Annotated in this window: 7 protein-coding genes; all 7 read right to left on the bottom strand. The window is 58.3% G+C overall.

From position 1 onward, the window contains the following. Positions 1-1,202: 1,202 nt before the first annotated feature. Positions 1,203-10,469, bottom strand: coding sequence for a fibronectin type III domain-containing protein (locus E0E37_RS07995; protein WP_130862510.1), 9,267 nt, complete (start codon positions 10,467-10,469; stop codon positions 1,203-1,205). Between the two features lie 1,150 nt (positions 10,470-11,619). Then, entirely contained in the window at positions 11,620-13,326 is a 1,707-nt protein-coding gene (locus E0E37_RS07990) for an AAA family ATPase (protein WP_130862509.1), read from the bottom strand. Positions 13,327-13,603: 277 nt separating this feature from the next. After that, entirely contained in the window at positions 13,604-14,101 is a 498-nt protein-coding gene (gene ahbB, locus E0E37_RS07985; protein WP_130862508.1) for a siroheme decarboxylase subunit beta, read from the bottom strand. Between the two features lie 7 nt (positions 14,102-14,108). Then, positions 14,109-14,726 (bottom strand): Lrp/AsnC family transcriptional regulator, encoded by a 618-nt coding sequence (locus tag E0E37_RS07980; protein WP_130862507.1) that lies wholly within the window; start codon positions 14,724-14,726, stop codon positions 14,109-14,111. Further along, entirely contained in the window at positions 14,723-16,030 is a 1,308-nt protein-coding gene (locus E0E37_RS07975; protein ID WP_130862506.1) for a radical SAM/SPASM domain-containing protein, read from the bottom strand. Before E0E37_RS07975 ends, E0E37_RS07980 begins: the two co-directional genes overlap by 4 nt. Beyond that, the gene (nirJ2, locus tag E0E37_RS07970; protein WP_130862505.1) at positions 16,024-17,115 is read right to left on the bottom strand and encodes a putative heme d1 biosynthesis radical SAM protein NirJ2; all 1,092 of its coding nucleotides are present in this window, start codon (positions 17,113-17,115) and stop codon (positions 16,024-16,026) included. Before nirJ2 ends, E0E37_RS07975 begins: the two co-directional genes overlap by 7 nt. A gap of 213 nt (positions 17,116-17,328) precedes the next feature. Next, positions 17,329-20,685 carry an S-layer homology domain-containing protein gene (locus E0E37_RS07965; protein ID WP_130862504.1) on the bottom strand — a complete coding sequence of 1,119 codons (3,357 nt, stop codon included), beginning with the start codon at positions 20,683-20,685 and terminating at the stop codon, positions 17,329-17,331. Positions 20,686-20,699 lie beyond the last annotated feature (14 nt).

The raw sequence follows: 20,699 nt of genomic DNA, 5'->3' as shown, positions 1-20,699 counted from the left end.
CCAGCGCCGCGTCCGGATCAGCTGCTGTGGTATACGTTTTGGTAAATGTGATGGCTGTCGCGTTGTCCGTCACAACGCCCGCGTCCGCGCCGCCCAGGGTCACGGCAGTGGTTCCCTCCGCATAGAGGTAACCGTCCGGGATGGCCACCGTGTAGGTGGCCTTGTATTCTGTCCCATAACCCTGGAAGGTGGTCTCATTGTAAGCGGTCCCGCCTTTTTCCCAGGCGATGGAAGCCGCCGCTTCTGTCGGAACGGTACCGCCCTCGGCCACACCGAAGGTGACAGCCGTGCTGGTCGGTACGATTCCGCCTGCGGCCGGGGCCGCGATGTCGGAAACGGTGATCGCACTAAGCGTCGTGGAAGTTTCTTTCCCGGCTGCTCCTAATATGGGTTCCACATAGAGATTCATTGTGCCCTTGCTCTGTTCTTTAAAGGCGCCTCCCTCCGCTACAGAATCCAGCTGGACAAAGGTTCCCAGCGGCAGAAACGATACCAAAGGATCATCATTTGTAATGGCCGTATACCGCATTTTATACAGCAGTATGCCATTTTTCTTCTGTTCCTCTGACAACGTCCAGTTGGTCAGCCCCGCCTGCTCGATGCCGGCTCCAATTCCAAAGTTATATCCTATCACCCACATGTTGGGATTGCTCAGATCTACCTTGTCAGACGCTCTGGGCGCCCGGAAGTCTGCAACCTCCGTCCCATACCAGGCAGTGTTGTCAAAGGTGGTGCTGTAGTTGGGTTCATAAATAGATGTGGCAACGATCGTGCTGCTCTTTTCCGCCAAGCCTGCAAACATATTTACGTTGTCCGGTTTTTGCTGGGTCGCCCCAGTGGGCAAGGTGGGCTGTATGACCGTCGAATCATATTGCAAAAATGCCTGGCCTGTTCCGATCGTGGAAATATCGTGTACTTTTACAATCATCCAGAAGGTATCTCCCGCGCTGATTTTCCCGTCCCCATCCTTATCGTCGATCAGTTCGTAAGTCGCCCGCACCGTCGGCGTTTCCGAATAGTCCGCCGGCTCGCATGCGCTGATCGCAAAGGCGGTAAAGGGACACAGACCAGCAACCAAGCTGGCGCTGATCGCTAAGCCAGCGATGCGTTTCAGCATAAGCTTCATTTTTTTCATGCTATTTTCCTTTCACTTTTTGGGAGCTGGCAGTACAAATGCTGCGTCCGCCAGCTCCTGTTGCTTTTTATAGCGGTTGCCACTCCTCATAAGACGTCAGATCTTTTCCTAACCATTTCATGAAGATCGCGAAATCCTTCATATCGACATTATCACTGTTATCAAAATCTGCCATCCTTGTGTATCCACTGTCTCCATTTTCGGTTCCGACATATTTCATGAATTGCGCGAAGGACTGCATGTCGATGACTGTCTTTCCCTCCACAAAAATGCCGCCGTAAATACCGATCATGTTTTCCGCGGTTGAAAGGACGAGATTCTCGCCTGCCACTACAATGTCAATATTTCTCGTCAGACAATTTTCATGCTCGATGGAAAGTGTGTATGCCCCCGCCGTCACATTTTCAAAGGAAAAGAGTCCCAGATCTGAAGTCGTTACAGAGGCCATTTCGCTCTCACCAGATATCAGTTTGACTGTGATTCCTCTCACTGCATCCACGGCCAGATCGGTGGCGCCGATCCATCCAACATAGCCGCTTACCGTGACCCCCGTCGCCGCCTCGCTCACCGAGATGGCAAACTCCGCGGTCTTCGTCACGCCGCCCGCCGTGTAGGACACGGTGATCACCGTTCCATTGTCGGCCAGGCTCAGCGCTCCTTCCGGCGCGTTGTCGGACAGGGTGTATCCCGTTACCGCCGCGCTGCTTCCGTCATCGAAGGTCGCCGTGATCACCATGGCGCTCAGATCCAGCGTCTCTCCCACGGTATAGGCCGTCCGGGGCATGGCTGTGATCTCAATGCCGGTCAGGGCCGCCGCCTTGGGCGTTCCCGTGATGGCCGCCGTCTCGCTGCTTCCCGTCTCGTTGTAGGCTGCAACGCTCACGGTGTAGGGCGTTCCGTTGGTCAGTCCCGTGAGGACGGCCGTTGTCCCGCTCACCGCGATGTGCTCCGACGCCACGTCGCTGGTCCCGTCGGTGGCCGTCACCGTGTAGCCCGTGGCTCCCGCCGATCCGACCCAGCTGACGGAGAGCTGTCCGTCCGTGGCCGCCGCTTTCAGCAGCGTCGGTCTCATCGGCGCCGCCGCCGTCACATTGGTCACGTTTCGGGTGATGTCGGAGAAGGGTCCCTCTCCGATCTCATTGCATACCGCCGCTTTCACGGTATAGCGGCCTCCCTCGGTGAAATAGTTGCTGTTGACCGGCAGGCCGGTCACTTCCGGTCCGAAGTACTGATTCAGTACCTCCTGACCGGCGCTGTCCGTCACGATCACATGGAAGCCCGTCACATTTCCCTCTTTCAGGGTCGGCTTGCTCCAGATGAACGCGTTGGCCGCGCTGTCCAGACTCACGTCCGCATAAGCGTCCGTAGGCGCGTTCCAGGTCTTTGCCTGAGCCGCCCCAGACTGGCTGCTCACGCCCCACTCGTTAACGGTGGAGATGGTAAAGCTGTGATCCGCATTATCGGTCAGGCCCCTCGCCGTATAGCGGTAGGTTCCCTCCGTCTCCGTGACCGCCGTCTCCGCTGAAACGTCAAGCGGGGTCTGCGAGCCGTCCACATAGAGATGGAAAGTCCCGATGGTTCCGCTGCCGTTGTCTGCCGTCCAGGTCAGGGTCACGCTGCTTCGCGTTCCCTCCGGTCTCTCCGGATCGGCTCCCACCACGGTCTCCGTGATCTCCGGCGCATCCGCCTGGTGGATGATCACCAGACTGCCCGCAGGCACGGTTACGGTGGTCAGGTACGAGGGATCCTGTTTCTTCGCTGTCAGCTGCAGGGTCTTCCCGTTCATGGCCAGGCTCACCGCCGTGGCTCCGCTGGTCACATAGACGTCTCCCGTCTCCGGATTCAGCACCTTCACGTTGTCGATGATGTCCGCGAATTCCGCGTCGCCGAAGGACACCGTTCCCTTCACTCCGTTCAGGCGGGTGTAACGCACCTCCATACCTGACAGATCAAAGATCCCGCTTCCATTTGCTCCGTCCAGCACATAGGTCAGCTTTGGCGCGGTGACGATCTCCAGCTTCGTGATCTCATTCTTCATGATGGACAGGGTGCCCAGCACCACTTCCTTGTCCCCCGGCGTGCCGTAGTCTGCTCCCTCGGCGCCGTGGCCTGCGTTATCTCTGTAAGTGTTGCGCAGCACCAGGGCCGCCTTGTTGTCCGCGTCGGTCAGAACAGGCAGGATATCGTAGCCTCCCTCTGCTCCGTTCCGCGCCGTGACCGTCAGGGGCACATCCGTGCCGTCCGTCCTGCGGATCACCAGCTGATACGCTTCCTGTGCGTAGGCGTCTCTCGTGCCTGACAGCACGGCCAGCAGCCAGCTGTGGTCCACGGTGAAGGCCGTTCCGCCAACCTCGTCCGGATTCTGTCCCTCCATAATAAAGTTGTAGCCCGCCGTCACTCTGGCTCCCGTCAGGTCCACCTGGCTGTCCGCGTAGGCCGCCACATTGGTGATGCCCCGTTTGGCTTCCAGACTGGTCAGCGCCATCTCCGTCACTTTCAGAGTGCCGAAGGAGGCGGTTCCCGCCGCGGCCGTTTCCTGACCGCCGGCGCCCACGTCCCACTTCTCGAAGACAGCGCCGATGGCCGCTCCATTCTGGTTCTTCAGCGTGCCGCCCTGAGCCGGCGTGATCACAAGACCCGACGATGCGCCCGCGGCCATGGCCTGCTCATAAGGCTGGGCGGTCAGTGCCGACCCATCGTTGAAGGCCAGATCGAAGGCGGTGCCGTCGTAGTTCATGGCCTGGTTCTCATTGTAAGTGTCCTTCAGGACGGATCCGCTGTTCACCCGTATGGTGTCGATCCGTTTGGGCACCACGTTCAGGACCCCCAGCTCCCGGCTGAAGTCCCCGTTGGTCACGGAACGGACGATCAGCTTCCACTGATTGTGCTCCGCCGCCTTCGCCGTCAGCGCCATGCGGCCCTCCGGGCTCATGTGTTCCTCCGGGATCAGCTTCACGTCCTCCTGTCCCTCCTTCACCAGCCAGGCGTATACGCTGTAGTCTGCCAGCTGGCTCAGATTCAGGGTCTGGGGCGTGGACATGCCCGCATAGTTGAAGTTCATGATAATGTTGCTCAGATCGATGGTCTGGCCTTCCACAAAGTTGAAGTTGTTGTCCGCAAGTCCGGTGTTCACCGCCAGGGTGTTGATGGCGCTTACAGAGAATCGGTCGATGCCGGAATCTGTGGTCACCTCCGCTCCCTGTCCGTTGAGGTAGATCACCTGCAGCGGCTGGCCGTTCATGGCGTTGGTCATCAGCACACTGCCCGCCTGCTCCAGGCTCACCCGCTCCGCTCCGATCTGCACCTCAAAGCCCATGCGGATCATCTCTTCCAGGGTGAACCGCTTCTGGGTCACGTTGTCCTCATACAGGGTGTTCACTTCCATCCCCGTCAGGTTCAGACGCTGGCCCTCCACGTAGATCAGCTTCACATCGTCCATGACCACGTCCAGAATCTGCGTGATCTCTCCCTCGGTCACCAGGATCACGCCCGTCTGCACGGTTCTGCTGCTGGTCTCTCCTGCCGCGTTTCGGTAGGTGACCGTCACTGTCACCGGCGTCCCGTCGTCCTCCGCCGCGATCTTATCCTTGTCGAACGCCACGGAGAGTCCCTGCGGAAGCTGACTGTAGGCCGCCTCCTCGCTCTTTCCGTTGCTGTAGGTCAGCCGCAGCACCAGAGCCGCCGGGTTAAAGGTGGCTCCCGTCATATACTGCAGCCGGGGCTGGGTCACGATCTCCACGCCGGAAAGCGCTCTGGCGCTGACCGTCAGCAGCAGCGGGTCTGCCTCTGTGCTGGCGCTTCCTACCCGCAGCACGACGCTGTTCTGGCCGTATACCGCCTCCGTGACAGCCGAAGCGGTACTGTTGATCACCGCGCCGTTGTATTCTACCTGCACGCCGTTTCCGTAGAGAGCGCTGTAGTTGATGGTACCGCTGGCGCTGTCGTCGTTGTAGTACAGTTTCACGGCAAGGCCGTCCAGATTCAGGGCCTGACCCTCAATATAGGACAGGTTCTCCGCCGCCGGCTGCCGAACGATCTCAATGCTCTGCACGATCCGGTCCTCGATGGACAACGGTTTGGCTCCCGTCACCTCGTAGCGAATAGCCGCCCGCTCGTAGACCACGTGGAGCACGCCGTTCTGGGAGGTCAGCTTGTTCAGCGTCGCCCCGTTTTCGATCTCCGTGCCGTTAGGCAGGGCCACATAGGCTCTCAGATAAGGGCTGCTCTCCAGCTCCGCAAAGCTCACCGTGTCGGACGCCGCTCCCGCGTTGTACTGCAGCCGCAGGGTCAGACCCGACAGGTCCAGCCTCTGGCCGTCCACGTAGCTCATCTTCGGCTCTGTACCGATAGTGATCCCCGTCACCACCTTGGCTTCCCCTTCCACCGCCAGGCCCTTTGCGCCATATGCAGTGGCGGAGTCCGCCGTCACGTAGGTGGCCGCCGCCTGGAAGGAATAGGTCTTCCCTCCGGCAAGCCAGCTGGCGTCGCTGAGCAGATACCGGTAGGTGGTCGCCGTGCTCTCGATGGTTTTCACCGCCGGGGTATCTCCCAGGTTTCCGTCTTCCATCACCTCATAGGCGTACAGCGCGTAGCCGTTGATCACGGCTCCGTTGGCCTCCGCCGCCTTCCAGGCGAAGTCCAGGTAATAGCCCTCCGCCTCGCTGTAACCCGGAGTCAGGCTCAGATTTCCCGGTGCCAGCGGAATACTTCTCGTGGCCGCTTCGATGTAGGCCACTTCGCTGGTCACGCCCTCCGGATTGGTGGCCGTGATCTCCACCCGGTAAATGGTGTTGGCCGTCAGGTTGGCGATGCTGTAGGAGGCGGAATACACATTGGAATCTGAATCCACCTTCACAAAGGCGCCGCTGCCGCTGTCAAAGCGATACCAGGTCACCGTGTAGTAGTCGATGTAGGTGCTTCCCGTCTCCAGCGGTTCGCCCCAGGTCAGGGGAATGGAGTTGTTGGAGGCGGTGCCCACCTGGATGTTGCGCACAGCAGAGGGCTGTCCGTAAGGGACAACTGAGCTGCTCCTGGCAAACCGGGTGCTTTCGCCCACGGGATTGACCACGGTAATGTGGATGTAGTAGGTCGTTCCGTATTGGATCTCGCTGCCCGTGGCCTCCTTGCTCAGCACGATCTGCGGGCTGCTCCCCGCCGCCGGCTGCTCCACGAACAGGGGCGTTACGCCCTCGTGGTTGTTGGCCTGGGTGGTCAGATACACGTAGTAGCCCAGCACTCCGCCGTCGATCTCACTGTCGTCCAGGCGGTCCCAGGAAGCCGTGATGCCCCGCTCGCTGTTGGCGGCGGCTGTCAGGCCCACTACCACTGCGGTGGAACGCACCCAGGTCTTTTCCGTCACCGTCTGCAGCGCGGTGGTTCCCGGGTCCACGGCCTGGCCGCTTCCGTCCACCACGTTGGCCAGCAGATAGGCTGCGTGGTTGGCAGACACCTGCTGGTACTCGTTGATCGGCATCACATAGAAGGTATATTCCGATCCGTCGGTCTGCAGCGGCAGCACCGGGTTGGCGCTGTTCAGTTCAAAGCTGTACTGCGTGGTTCCCGGTCTCACAGGCACCGTGCCCACGCACACGTTTCCCGCCCGGCTTGGTACGTAGATCTCGTAGGCGCTGATGCTTCCGTTTCCAGCCGCCGCCGAACGATCCGGACCCGGGGCTTCCCAGGTCAGCGTGATCCGGTGACCGTCGTCGTATCCCGCCTGGGCGGTCAGCTTCTGTACCTTGCCCGCCGGTCCGATGACGTTCAGCTTTCCAAAGTTCGCGCTCTTCGTATCTGTATTCGCCGTCCCCGCGGGGATGGCCGGATTGGTATAACGGTAGTTCACCGACACCGGCTGATCGTGGGACGCTGCCGTCACCGTCTCCCCGTTGGCGGGGGCAAAGGTGATGCGGTCCTTGTACGCTTCATAGCTTCCGGATCCGCTGGTGTAGTCCACGGTGATCACCCGGGACGGCGCGTTCAGGAAGGTCAGCTTGACCCGGTACGTCCTGTCGTCAAAGGCGCTTCCCTGGATGTAGTCGATGGCAGCATCAGCCGTGACTTCGCTCTCCACGCCGTTTTTCACCTGATACAGCCGGATGGAGTTCACCGCGTTGATGGAGATGGAGATCCGGCTTCCCACTCCCTGTACGGCGGCCTGGCCGTTGGAATCCGTATAGGCCAGTACCAGTTCGTCGTCCAGATCGGTCCAGTCCAGCACATCCCCGTGTACTTTGGTTTTCTGGAATGTAGTCTTGTCTCGCAGATACAGCTCCACGCCGTACTCCGCCAGACGGCTGTAGGGCAGGGTGGTGGTGGTGTCTCCCTGCAGCTGCAGCGTGACCTCCGCCCCGGACAGATCCAGAGTCTGGCCGTCCACATAAGACAGCTTCGGATCGGTGACCATGTACAGCAGCAGGATCCCTGCCGTGGTGATCTTCAGCGTGCCAAAGTCTTTTTCGACGATCTGGTCCTCGCTGCCCTCGTCTCCATTGTTGAAGGTGTAGCGCAGGATCAGGTGCTGACCGTCCCAGGCGCCCAGCACCGCGTCGCCCTCGGCCACGGGGGTTTCCGTTCCCGCCTCGTCCCGGATCAGCCAGGCAAAACCTGAGCCCTCTGCCATCATATCCGCGTAGGTGTACACCGCGTTCTTATCTGAATTGTTGAAATTGGTCCGCGCCGCGATCTCATTGATGTGCAGCTTCTGGTCCGTATAGTAGGTCATGGTGGGCGTCAGGCTCTCGTCCGCCGTAAAGCCGCCCTCCGACGTCACTCTTCCGTACTGGATCTCTCCCAGCGTCACCCCCGTCACCGTAAAGGCGGTTGGCAGAGTGTAGCTGACGCCGGCCAGTGCGGAGAGGACCAGGTTCTTTCCATTGTGTTTGGCCTGATCCACCGTCCAGGTGGAAGGATCCGCCGGGTCCACTGGATGGCCGCCCAGCGTAATGGTGATCCCGTACAGGTTCAGCTGGGCAAAGGAAAGATCCATGGTCGCCGAGCCCGAGCTGTTCAGATAGGCCAGATTGACCCGGAAAGTTTCATCCTCCGTGAAGGCCAGCCGTTCGTCCTGCACGTAGCTGGTCTTCATCACATAGGTGCCGATGCTGACCGAGACGACCCGGCAGATCTCCACAGTGACCTCCTGTGTCACCGTGCTGGATCCGTCGCTGAGAGAAAACACCAGCTTCCGGCTTTCCGAGCTGCCGCTGGAGGAACTGCGCCGCAGACGAAGCATGCTTCCCGGCGTCACCGGGACCGCCTCCCCGTCCCCTTCTTTCAGGGTCAGGGTCAATCCGTTGGCCGCAAGGGCTCCTACTGTGACGTGATCCACTTCGTTAAAGACGATAGAAAACTCATTGAGGTCCAGCGCTTCTCCGTCCATGTACACTTGCTTTGTGGGAACGGCAAGCTCCATGTAATTTGCCACCTGGCTGCCTGCGCTTTCCAGCGTCCCCGTAAAGGAGTCGGTTCCGCGGATCTGCAGGCGCACATACTTTCCGGCCTCCTGCCTGGTGATCGTATAACTGTCGCTTTGTGCTCCTTCGATATCTGCCCAGTTACTGTTGTCCTCGGACCTCTGCCACTGGTAGCTGACTGTGGCTTCCGCGGGTTCTACTGTAGATGTCAGCGTTTCTCCCACCTTTGCCGTTCCGCTGACCGTAACCTGGGTCACATACAGCATTTCTTTGGGGACCGGATAGCCAGATCCGTCAGAGATCCAGCTGCACAGCTCTTCCTCTGCAACGCCTGTCAGCTCCGCTGCAGCAGCTCTGTTTGCGTTCAATTCGTCTGCAAAGGCCGCGGATTTCATTTCCGCTTCTATCTTTGCACTCACCGGTCCGACGGGCATGGTTGTAGACGGTGCCACTCCGCCGCTCAGCGAGCCTTCCAGATAGTAGATTCCTCCGGACTGCACAGCGATTCCCCGCGTAGAGAGCAGATAGGGCGCTGATCCGGCAAACCAGCAGTTAGCAACGATACTCGTGCTTCCTATGTTCACCTGCTCCACCAAGCCGGTCACCCGGTTGCTTCCGCTGGCGGTCACCGTGCTCCAGCAGTTGATCAGTTTCCCGTTATTCATGGCGCTGATCGGCGCTATGATTCCTCCTCTGAGATTCCCTCCTTCAAAGCCCAGATTCATAATCGTTCCGGTCACCATTCCAAAGATGCCGACCTGCCCGGTCGTCTCGATGGTCACATTTTGGATGGCATGACCAGCTCCGTCATAAACGCCTCTAAAGTACTGGCCTGTCGACAATCCTGCATGCTTAATTCCAGTGAAATCCAGATTGGTTGTCTGCCGAAAATACTTCCCGGTATAACCCTCTCCGGTTTTTATTCTATAAACAAAGAGCATGAAATCGTCCACCGCTTCGATCAGATAAGGACTCTGCTTCGTGCCGCTTCCGTTTCCAAATACTCTGGTCGTGATCGGATAAGTAACAACTGCCTCCGAGACTTCCAGATCTTCAGCGGCTGCCGTTCTGGCCCACACATAGTAGGTTGTGTCAGGCGTCAGTTCGGCAAATCTGCCCGCTGTGTTGTAGCCGTCCGCCGGCGCTGTTTCCTTGTCAGTGCTGACTGCGTACTCGACTCCAGCAGTGGCTGCAACTTCAATGCTTGTTGTAGTTTTCGTCTTTATAGCCGCTGGCGCCGGCGCACTCTGACTGTTCTTCGTAATAATTTCCGTCTCCGCGCTGGTCACAGATCCCTGGAAATTTCCGCTGCCTGTGGCCGTCACCTTGATCTTTTGGCCCAAGTCAGCGATGGTCAGCTTGTAGTCTGCAGCTGTCGCTCCGCTGATCGCTTCGTCCCCTCTAAACCACTGGTACGTCGCTGTGGCTTCTGCAGGCTCGATCACAGCAGTCAGGGTTTCGTCCACCTTGGGCGTTCCGCTGATCCTCACTCCTGTCAGTGCATTGGCTTGAGTATCCCCAAGCTCGTTTGCGGCAGGGATAGCGTTGTTCAGAATATCCTCTTCTTGCCCTGCTCCTGAAAGGTCCGGAGCAGGCTGCTTCCCGGGTCCTGCCGGGTTTTCCTCCTCCGGTTCAAAACCTTCGCCGCCAGAGCCGGAATCGTCGCCGGCATTCTGATCTATGTGGGAGTCCGAACCGTCTCCGGCGCTCAGGTCCGAATCCGAAGGCGCTCCGCCGTCCTGTGGATCCGCCGCCGGGTCTTCTCCCGGCTGGGCTATAGTTGTTATCGTGTCTCCCACAGCGGCTTCTCCGCCCTCTGCCGCCCAAACAGGCAGAGACATTGTGGCGATCATACACACTGTGAGAAGCAAGCTGATGATTTTTCTATAATTTTGCTTTCGTTTCTTTTTCTTGTGCTTCATGCTTTCCTTCCTTTCTTCTTATTTTCAGTCGTCCTTAAAGCGCTTTTTGCCCCCCTTTTTGCTTCGCCCCCACCAAAGCCCGTTTATGGCTGTCGGCAGAGCCATTCCAAGTATTCCTTTGCTGTTTTATGTAAAGCACTTAAGTGCGTGCATACCTCCCCCTGCTCTCTTACTCAAACGAGCTTGAGCGGACATCCTGCCATGCGCCCGCCGGCGGCTGTGGGGGCCGCCGGCCAGGCTCACATGAACGCGCGACGATGTGGGACCGTGCGCTTTCTTATCTCAGCAGCCGGTGTGGGCCGGCCGTTGGATGAACCGTTAACAGGACACAAAAATAGCCGTCTAAAGTCGTGATATATATTATTTAACGATTTATCCCCTTCAGCCGTTGAAATTTCAACGTTTATATTTTTTTGACGGCTTATTCTGACGGCTTATTTTTTTATTCTTTTATATTACAAATGGAACAGCTCGGCTGAGACCCCCTTAGATTTCAACGATTATCAGCCCTGCAGAACAATTGTTCTGACGGCGATACTGACGGCGCATAAAAATCAGGTTGGGCAAAGTTAGAAAAAAAACAGACAAAAATAATCAATTCGGTCACAAAATCCTTCCCATAAAATGTAAAAATGGTGGTTTTGTGATAAAATAATGTGAATTCTCTTTACAAAAAGACGAAAAATGTCTATACTGAGGGTGTTAAAGGACAAAAAAATCGTTCGTGAAATAATATATTTCACGAACGATTTTTTCTATTTTTATACAGAGCTAATCTATTCTGGTTTATTCCAAACATGATCCGAACGGCGGAAGTTCTGCAATATTTCTCATAATCGCTGTCATTCAGAAAGCGGGAAATGCAAATGATCTCTGCTAGATCCAGTGTAAAACATTACAATTGGGTATCATGTCGGGTATGAGAGATATGCGCTAAGGCTCTCCGTTGACAACCTCATTAGGTATAGGATACGGACTTTTGAAAAAGAAAGTAAAAAAGTAATAACACTTAGTATCAGAAAAAGCCACTAAACAGAAAACGGCGGCATAGTCCTTAAATGGGGCTATACCGCCTAATTTTACGCTCTGCTTCTCAAATTCCTTAAAAGGAATGCATTCCCTTTTTTGCAATACCCTTTCAATCTGCTTTTCACAGCGAAAGCCTCACCCTGCAAAGCTTCCTCCAAAACGCGATTCCATACGTGACCACTTCGTCATACCCGTCCTCGATCAGTTCTTCTGCGTATTTCTGATCCCGTACCTGCTCCAGCGCTCTGATGCACCCCGTCTCCAGCTCCGCCTTTTTTCCCACGGTTTTCAGCTCGATCAGAATCGCCTTTGTATAATCGTTCTTTCCGATGAGCAGATCGTAACGGCCATTTCCGCTTTCCCTGTTGGATTTCAGATTGTACCCTGTCCCGCTTCCGGAAATCCCTGTATAAAGTCCCGTCAGCAGCCCATGGTAAAACGCCTCTTTGCTGTCCATAAAGCTGATGCTCTGAAACAGGAAACGATTGATCTCGGCCTCCATGGCCTCTCCGTCTCCTTCCAGCGTAGCCCGATACAGCCCGCTCAGGTCTGTCTGCTTCACCTTGGCGTCAAACCATCCCAAAATCGTTCGGCTGTATATGCTCTGTACCTCGATGTTGGGAATCCGCATGGTCATATATATCGTATTTCCGCCTGCCAGCCGCTCCGACACCTTCCGCAGATATCCCGTGAAGAACAGGAAATTCCACAGGTTATCCTGACTTTGATCGATCTCCCCATAGGTAATATCCTCGTGAATGGGCTTTTCAATGGTCCCCCCTGCAATCAGCGTCTCAAGCTCCTCCCGCACCGCGTTGTCCGCCTTCTCCACCAGCGTCTTCACAATGTCGTTGCCGCTGGTGTTCGCCCAGTAGGGCCGCGGCAGCATCGCGTCGCTGGACAGCACCCCGGACAAATAATTCAGCACGCTCCAGGGATTATAGACTTCCTGATTCCCAAACAGATAACCGTCGTACCAGCTTCGCACCGTCTCCAGATGCTTCTCTTTCCCGTAGTACGCCAGCAGCTCCTCTACCTCCTCCGGCGTAAAGCCGAAATGCTCCGCATATTCTGAGCTTGTGATGGATATGATTTTGGGGTTGTTCAGCCCCGTGAAAATGCTCTCCTTGGAGATGCGCAGACAACCTGTCATCACCGCAAAGGCCAGGGACTCGTTGGTCTTCAGCGCCGACTCGAACAGCGAGCGCAGGAACCCGATCATTTTGTCATAGTATCCTTTGAAATGCGCCTTCTCCAGCGGCACGTCGTACTCGTCGATCAGTATGATCGCCTTTTTCCCGTGCGCCTGCTCCAGGCATCGGGACAACAGCCGCAGCGCCTGACGATAATCCTGGGATTCCCGGTCTCCCCCCGCGATCCGCAGCGCCTGCTCGCGATCCTCCTCCTCCAGCTCCGCCGTACAAAAGGCGGACCGATGGCGCCGGAACTCGATCTCGATTTCATTGCACAGCGCGGCAAAAGCCTCCTCCCAGTTATCTCCCGCCGCCGACTTCAGCGTCAGGAATATCACCGGGTACTGTCCCATTTCCGCCTTATATGGTTCTCCCGCCTTCAGGATCGCAAGGCCCTCGAACATCCCCCTCTGCTTCTCCGCCGCGGCCTCGTCCGACGGCAGCTGAAAGTACTCCCGCAGCATGGTCATGTTCAGCGTCTTGCCGAACCGCCGGGGGCGGGTGAATAAATTCACTTCTCCCTTTAGATCCAGAAGCTCTTTGATCAGCAGTGTTTTATCCACATAATAGTAGCCGCCTGCGCGCATCTTTTCAAAACTGTCCACCCCGATGGGGATCGGTCTGAATTCGCCCATTTCTTTCTCGCTCCTTCCCCGCATCTCTCCCAATCTATCTTTTTTCGTTTGGCGTTCCCGTCAGCCGCCAGAGAAACCGCGGCGCTGCTTTCTTTGCTTTTCTTATTATACCATGACTGGCCGCAGGCCATTAGGGTATTATCCGCACATGGCGTCCGCCACACGTAAAATCCATATCATAACCTCTTTCGGTTATTATACCCTGACAGGACCGAAATCACAACTGAAACAGGCGCGCCGGGGATGGGTGAAGAGATTGACTTTTCCATGCCACTTTTCACAACCGAAAGAACTCTTCCTCCACTTTCGAAGGAAAATAGCGCATGCCCGTCTTTTTCAGCTCCGCTACTGTCCGTAGCTCCTCGTATTTGACCGGCCGCACCACCTCGATCAATTCCCCCAGCAGCTCCCCGTACTCTTCCTCGCTCCTGGCGTGGACCATGGAATACAGATTGTAGTCAAATCCGGGCTGACGGTTTCTGTCGTAGCAATGGGTCACCTGTGGCTGTCTCGCCAGCGCCCGACCCGCCTCATCCACCCGCCCCTCCGGTACGTCCCAGACGATCATCGAATTGATGGTGTATCCTACATTATTGTGACGAAGGGCCGCGGCAATGCGCTTGAGACACCCTTTCTCCGCAAGCGCTTTCATCCCTGCAAGCAGCTCCTCCTCTGTCATGGACAGTTCTTTCGCCAGAGCGCGGTACGGCTCCGGCTCCAGCGGCAGCTCCTTCTGCAGGGCCCCCACGATCCGAATTTCTTTCTCGCTGAGCAACTTCCCCTCACCTCCTTCCCTGCCCGTCAGCCCGGTGCTCCAGGTCAAACGCCACCTGTATTTTGTAGCGGCTTCTGGTGTAGAACCGCAGCACCTGCTCCACCCAGGGGCACCCTTCGATTTCGTCCAGGATCCGCTCCCGCTCCCGAATATCCCGGGCGATCAGGGTGAACCACATATTGTACGTGTGCTCGCGCACATAGTTGTGGGTAACGCCGGCATAACCGTTGACAAAGGCCGCCGCCTGCTTCAGATCCTCCGGCCGGACCCTCGCGGCGCAGAGCGCCGACACATATCCCAGCCTGCCTGAGTCAAAAAAGCCGGACAGTCTCCGGATGACGCCGGCCTCCTTCAGCGCGGCGATCCGCTCCAGTACCTCCCCCTCCGTAATTTCCACGGATCCCGCAAACCCCTCCCTGCCCGCAGCCGGCAGAATCCCCTGGGACGGTTCTGTTGATGGCTCTGTGGATGATTCAGCAGATAACTCTTCCAAAGATTCAGCGGATAACTCTGCGGAGAGCTCCCTGGCAATTTCCAGATAGGGTCTCGATACAAAGGGCAGGCCCCGCTGCAGGATCGTCAGAAGCCGTCTGTCCGTGTCATCCAGCTGATACGCCGCCCTCATCTCTCCACCTCTGCCGGCCGCTGTTCCGCTCGCTGCTTTGCCGGCCTTTCCTCAGCCTGCGCTGCCGGCCTTTCTTCCGCTCGCTGCCCTGCCGACCCTTGGCCAAACCCCTCCGATCCCGGCTCCGCCCCCGTCAGCCCGCACTCCTCGTCCGTCAGATAGCAGGCCGGATCATAGCCCCAGAAGTCTCCCGTCACCGCCTCCCCGCGCGCCCGGAAATTCCCGTTGCAGAGATCCAGCCAGGCGCAGCTTTGACACCTTCCTCCAAGCAGTTTCTTCCGATCCTTCAGCCCCCACAGCAGCGGATCTGCAGGTTCCGTCCAGATCTCCCGAAAGCTCCTCTCCCTCACGTTGCCCAGCGTGTGATGCTGGGTGAACTGATCCGGATGCACCCTTCCCTCGCTGTCCACATTTCCAAAGGCGATGCCGGACCGGTTTCCCCCGTTGATCCGCAGCAGCCGCAGCATCCACTCCGCCCTCTCCGGATCCTTCTCCCTGTATTTCAGATACAGATAGACTCCGTCCGCGTGATTGTCCACCATCAGGACCTCCTTTTTCAGCCCTTTCCTGTGAAACGCCTCCACCCGGTCGATGATCTGATCCATCACCCGCCTGGTCTCTTCATGACTCAGGTCTTCCTGTACCATGGCGCTTCCCCTGCCTGAATAGACCAGATGGTAGAAGCAGACGCGGTCGATCCCTTCCTCCTCCATGAGATCCAGGATCGCCCCCGCCTCCCCCAGGTTGTGCCTGTTGATGGTGAAACGCAGTCCCACCCGCTGACCGGCGGCCCGGCAGTTTCGGATTCCCGCCAGCGCCCTGTCAAAAGCTCCCGGCACGCCCCGAAAGGCGTCGTTGGTCTCTCTCAGACCGTCCAGACTGATTCCCACATAGCCCACGCCCACTTCCCTGATCTTCTCCGCCAGCTCCGGCGTGATCAGCGTGCCGTTGGTGGACAGAGTAGGCCGGATCCCCCGCTTTCTGGCGTGAGCGGCCAGGACGAGAATGTCTTCCCGGGCCAGGGGCTCCCCTCCGGAAAACAGGAGCACCGGCGTCTGAAACTCCCCCAGCTGATCGATAAAGTCCATCGCTTCCTCCGTGGTCAGCTCATGGGAATAGGTCCGATTCTCCGAGCTGGAATAGCAGTGCGCACACCTCAGATTACAGGTCCTGGTGCAGTTCCACACCACCACCGGCCCCCGGCCCTCGCTGACGCCGTTTCTCTGATCCCGGGCCCCCTCTGTATAGCGCAGCTCATCTCCGAAATACGGATCTCCCGTCAGCATTTTCGTCAAACTCAGCATTCCGTCCTCCCTGATTTCCTGCAGCCTTCGCCGCCCTCAACATCAACGCGTACAGATGCGGTCGCCTTCGCACCAGACGGCTCCGCGGCCGGGGCCAAGCGTCCCCGCCCATACGCGCAGTAGCTGTCCTCCGCCAGAATGTCTCCCCCGTGGTAATACCCTGCCCGGGCCCGGCAGCCCCCGCAGCTGTCCCCATAGGCGCAGACGCCGCAGGCTCCTCCGTACTCCCTGCTCCGAAGCGTCTCAAACAGCCCGCTCTCTCTCCAGATCTCGTCGAAGGGACGGTCCCTCACGTCCCCCGCCTCCTCCGTCATGTACGCGCAGGGCCGCACCTTTCCCACCGGGCTGACGATACAGTAGGACAGCCCCGCCAGACAACCCCGCCGAAATCGCGTCTTCACCCCAAGCTCCTCCGCCACCCGAATGAACTGCGGCGCGCAGGTGGGCTTCACCTCGATGGGCAGACCCGCCGCCTTTTCCATGATCCCCCGAAGCGTGGACTCATATTCCTCCACCTCCAGCGCTGTCCGCTCCAGAAACACGCCCCGACCCACAGGGATGAGAAAGAACAGATAGTGGGCCGACGCTCCCGCGGAGACGGCGTAGTCCATCAAGCCCAGGATCTCTTCCCGGTTCCAGTCCATGACCGTGGTGTGAAGCTGAAAGGGCAGTCCCGCCTCCCGGCAGTTGGCGATCCCTTCTTGGGTCAGCCGGAAGGCGTCTGCGTGGCCGCGAAAGCGATTGTGCTTTTCCTCCGACAGGCTGTCCAGGCTGACGCCCATGGCGGCGGCCCCCGCCTCCTTCAGCCGTGTCACCGTCTCTTTTGTCAGCAGCGTGCCGTTGGTGCCGAAGACAGGACGCAGCCCGCATTTCGCCGCGTGTTCCACCAATTCGAAAATATCCGGGCGCATCAGCGGTTCTCCGCCGCTGAAGATGAGAATGCGGGCCCCGGCCCTGGCGATCTGGCCGATGAGGGCCATGCCCTCCTCTGTGCTCAGCTCCCCGCTCCGCCGGTCCCCGGCGTCCTGATAACAGTGACTGCAGTTCAAATTGCACTGGTTTGTGGTCATCCATGATACGATCATACTCGTTCCTCCCTGACTGAAAAAAGGCGGGGAAACGCCAGCTGGCATTTCCCCGTCCCCATTCAGCATTTCATTCCTCGTTGGCGGCTGTGGTCCGCCGAATTTTCCCTCCGGTCAGCTTCCACAGCCGCGCCCCATAGACAAACTGTTTTATCGCCCGACCGGCCAAACAGCCGTGAGCCGATCATTCAATCGTCTATTTGCAATTAACATTTATTTGTTAGACGCAGTCCGGATCTGATCTGCCGCCCAGTGGCTCTCCGCCACGTCGGTGAACAAGAGCTCTCCCTGGCCCGGCTCCAGTCCCAGCAGCGCGTTGATGATGGTCACCGCTTCCGCTCTGGTAATGGGGTTGTTGGGACGGAAGGTGCCGTCCGTATAACCGCCTACAAAGCCGCCGGCTGCCGCCGACTTCACATACTCCGCGTACCAGTCGCTTCCGCTCACGTCGCTGAAGGTGCTGGACGCCTTTTCGTCCAGACCGTTGATCTTCATCACCATGGTCACAAACTCCGCTCTCGTGATGTTGCTGCCCGGCCGGTACGTTCCGTCCTTGTAGCCTGCTGTGATTCCCAGCGACGCCAGGAAGCCCAGGTCGTCCGCATACCAGTCGCTCTGATTCACGTCTCCGAAGGGCGTGTTGGCGTAGGACTTGCCGTCCTCCTTCCTGTAGTTGATCACCTGCGACAGGATCGCCGCCACTTCCGCTCTGGAAATCGGATTGTCGGGACGGAATTCCTTTCCGGACGCAGTCTCATAGCCGGAGATATATCCGCCGCTGATCTCGTTCTGGCTCTTCTGCAGGAACCGCAGATCGGAGGGCATTTCCTCCGGGATCACAACCTTGTCCGACTTCTCGTATACCGCGATGAGCTTTAAGCTGCCGGTCACTTTAATATCCTTCAGGTCGATGACGGTCTTGCCGTCCTTGCTCCAGCCCACGAAGGCCCAGCCTTCGTCCGCCGTCACTTTAACGCCCTTAGGCGATTTGTCTTTCTCCACCTGCTCGGTCTTTTCCGCGATGGTTCCGTGATCTCCCGCATCGTAGGTCACGGTGTACTTCGTCGTCTCAACGCTTCCGCCTCCGCCGCCTCCGCCGCCGTGGCCGGAACCGCCGCTGGGCTTACTTGGCACCGCCGGCGTCGCCTTCTGTGTAAATACGGGAGAGGTTCCCGCCATATTCGCAGCCGTAGCCTCAATGGTGTATTCCACTCCGTTTTGCAGGTTCGGGAAGCTCATGTTCGCCAATGCGCCGCTGGTGGCGTACACCGCGCTGCTGGTTGGCGTCACCGTCCTCTCCTCCTGACGGTCCACCTGATACGCGGCTCCGCCCGTGGTGAAGATCGCCGTTCCGCTGGCGTCCGTGACAATGCCGCTGGTGGTGGTCAGCACCGCCGTCCCTGTGGTGATGCCGCCGCCCGTGGAATAATGAATCGTGTACTCCTTGTACGGCGTGCCCTTTTCGATTCCGGACACCGTCACATGGTACAGTGTGATCTCCCCATTGTTGGCATTGGCTGTGATGGTCACATCCAGCTTTCCATCGCCTGCAGCCGTGATCTTTGTGATCGCCGGAACCGTGCACACGTGAAGCACTGCCGCCTCGGACCAATCTGAAGCCTTGTAGTTTGCGGTTTCCATGTGACGCGCCTGCACCCTGGCGTCGCCCACAGCCGTTCCTGTGACTATACCCGTAGAGGTCGTGATCTGCCCGAAGGCTTCACTTCCGGGCGCAAGACGGAATTCGAGCCCCCCGTCGTTGACCGCTCCGTTGGTGGTGGTGGGCGCCACAGATACCGCCCCCAGCTTGATCGTGTCCGGTGTGACGGCGATCAGCGGCTTATCCTGCGCCGCTTTCTCCACGGTCACCCTCACGTCAGCCGTGACCGGCGCATAAATCACACCGCCGTTGTCGCCCGGCGTGAAGACCGCGGTCTTCGTCACCGTGCCCGCTGTCAGCGCATCGTTTTTCTGGCCTGCCAGCCAGTCCCAGGTTCCCGCCACCACCGTGACGTGGTCGCTGGCCGTGACCTTCGCGCCTGCGGCATTCAGCGTGACGCCGCCCAGCGTCAGTCCCGGAGCATAGGTCACAGCCTGCGCGGCTGGCGCCGTCTGCACCTCCGTCGCCTCGCCCTCGATGACCTCGACGGTAAAGGACACGGCGTCGGACTGCAGATAGTTGTCCGTCTCAGCCGCGTAAGCGTCGATGACGATGGAGCCCTTGGTGGCTGTTCCCATGATGTCTAAGGTACTTCCACTGATGGAGCCGCTGATCCCGGCTGTGGTAGACGCGATGCTGAAGTGCAGCGCCGCATTCTCCTGTCTGCCGCTGATAAACTGCTCCAGATCCAATGTGGCCGGCGCGGCGTTGAAGGACAGCTTCATCCCTGCGGCGTTTGCCGTGGTGATCGTCTGCTCCGCCTTGCCCACGGTCAGCAGCACGCCCGCAGAGGAGGTACTGTTATAATCGTCGTTTCCGGCGCTGATGGCCGTGATGGTCGTGGCTCCCGCCTTTAATATCGTCACCGTTCCGCCGTTGACGGCAGCTACGCTGGGGTCTGCGCTGACGTAGCTGATGGCGTTTCCCGTCACGGTTCCGCCTGTATAGGACAGCTTGGGCAGGTCCACTCCCACCGCCCCGTAGGTGGTGGGGTTGGGGGCGATCTGCAGCGTGAGGGCCGCCTGATCCGCCTTGTTGACGGTCAGAACTCCCACCGCCCCTTCCGTGGAAATCCCCTTATATCCCGGCTCCTGATAGGTGACCCGGCACTTATACTCTCCGGCGTCGGCCGCTTTTGCCGAACCGATGGCGTACTGCGTGCTTGTGCTTCCTGTCAGTTCTTTGAATTCGGTCGTGCCGTTCTTTTTGAACAGCCACTGATAGCTCAGCGCATCCGGCGTGGTGGCCGTGATGCTGGTTCCTCCGGACACCAGCGTGCTCTCGCCCACCTCGAAGGCGACCGCCTCGCCCACAGTTTTCGTGACCGACGCCGGGCTGGTGGCAGCCACGGCAAAAGCCGGAGAGGGATCCGCCAGCAGGTTGTCATAGTCGCAGGTCACGGTTTTTGTGGCCGCGTCAAAGTAGAAATAGATCTGGAAAAACTTTTTTCCGTCATTTTCAAAATCGTTGTCGCTCGTGCTGGGAGTCACTCCATTACCAGTAAATCCCATCCATGCCACATAACCTCCCGTCACAAAGAATTCTTTGCCTCCGGGATTGGACCAGGTATTGTAGGTCGTCTCTCCATTGGGGATGGGGTCTCCCGAACACTCCGACCCTCCCAATATGTTTTCTCCGGCCGCGTCCCAGACCATTACGGTGACGACCTCGCTGTCGTCGCCTTCACACCCGTCGGCTAACACACCGTCAAATACGAAGGACCCGTTGTTGGCGTCCGGCTCTCTGTAGGTAATTTGGGTCACGCTTTTGATTCCAGTCGGATACAACGGATCCGATTCCGGCTTATACCCTGTCTCAGGCGTCGATCCATAGACCGCTGTGATTCCTCCCAGCTGCGCGAGGATCAGCGCCAGACAGAGTACAAAGCTGACTGCTCTTTTCTTCTGCATCGTTTCATTCCTTC

The sequence above is a fragment of the Bacilliculturomica massiliensis genome (genome assembly GCF_900605495.1).
In the GTDB taxonomy this organism is placed as follows: domain Bacteria; phylum Bacillota; class Clostridia; order Peptostreptococcales; family Anaerovoracaceae; genus Bacilliculturomica; species Bacilliculturomica massiliensis.
This window is presented reverse-complemented; position numbering and strand designations above follow the sequence as displayed.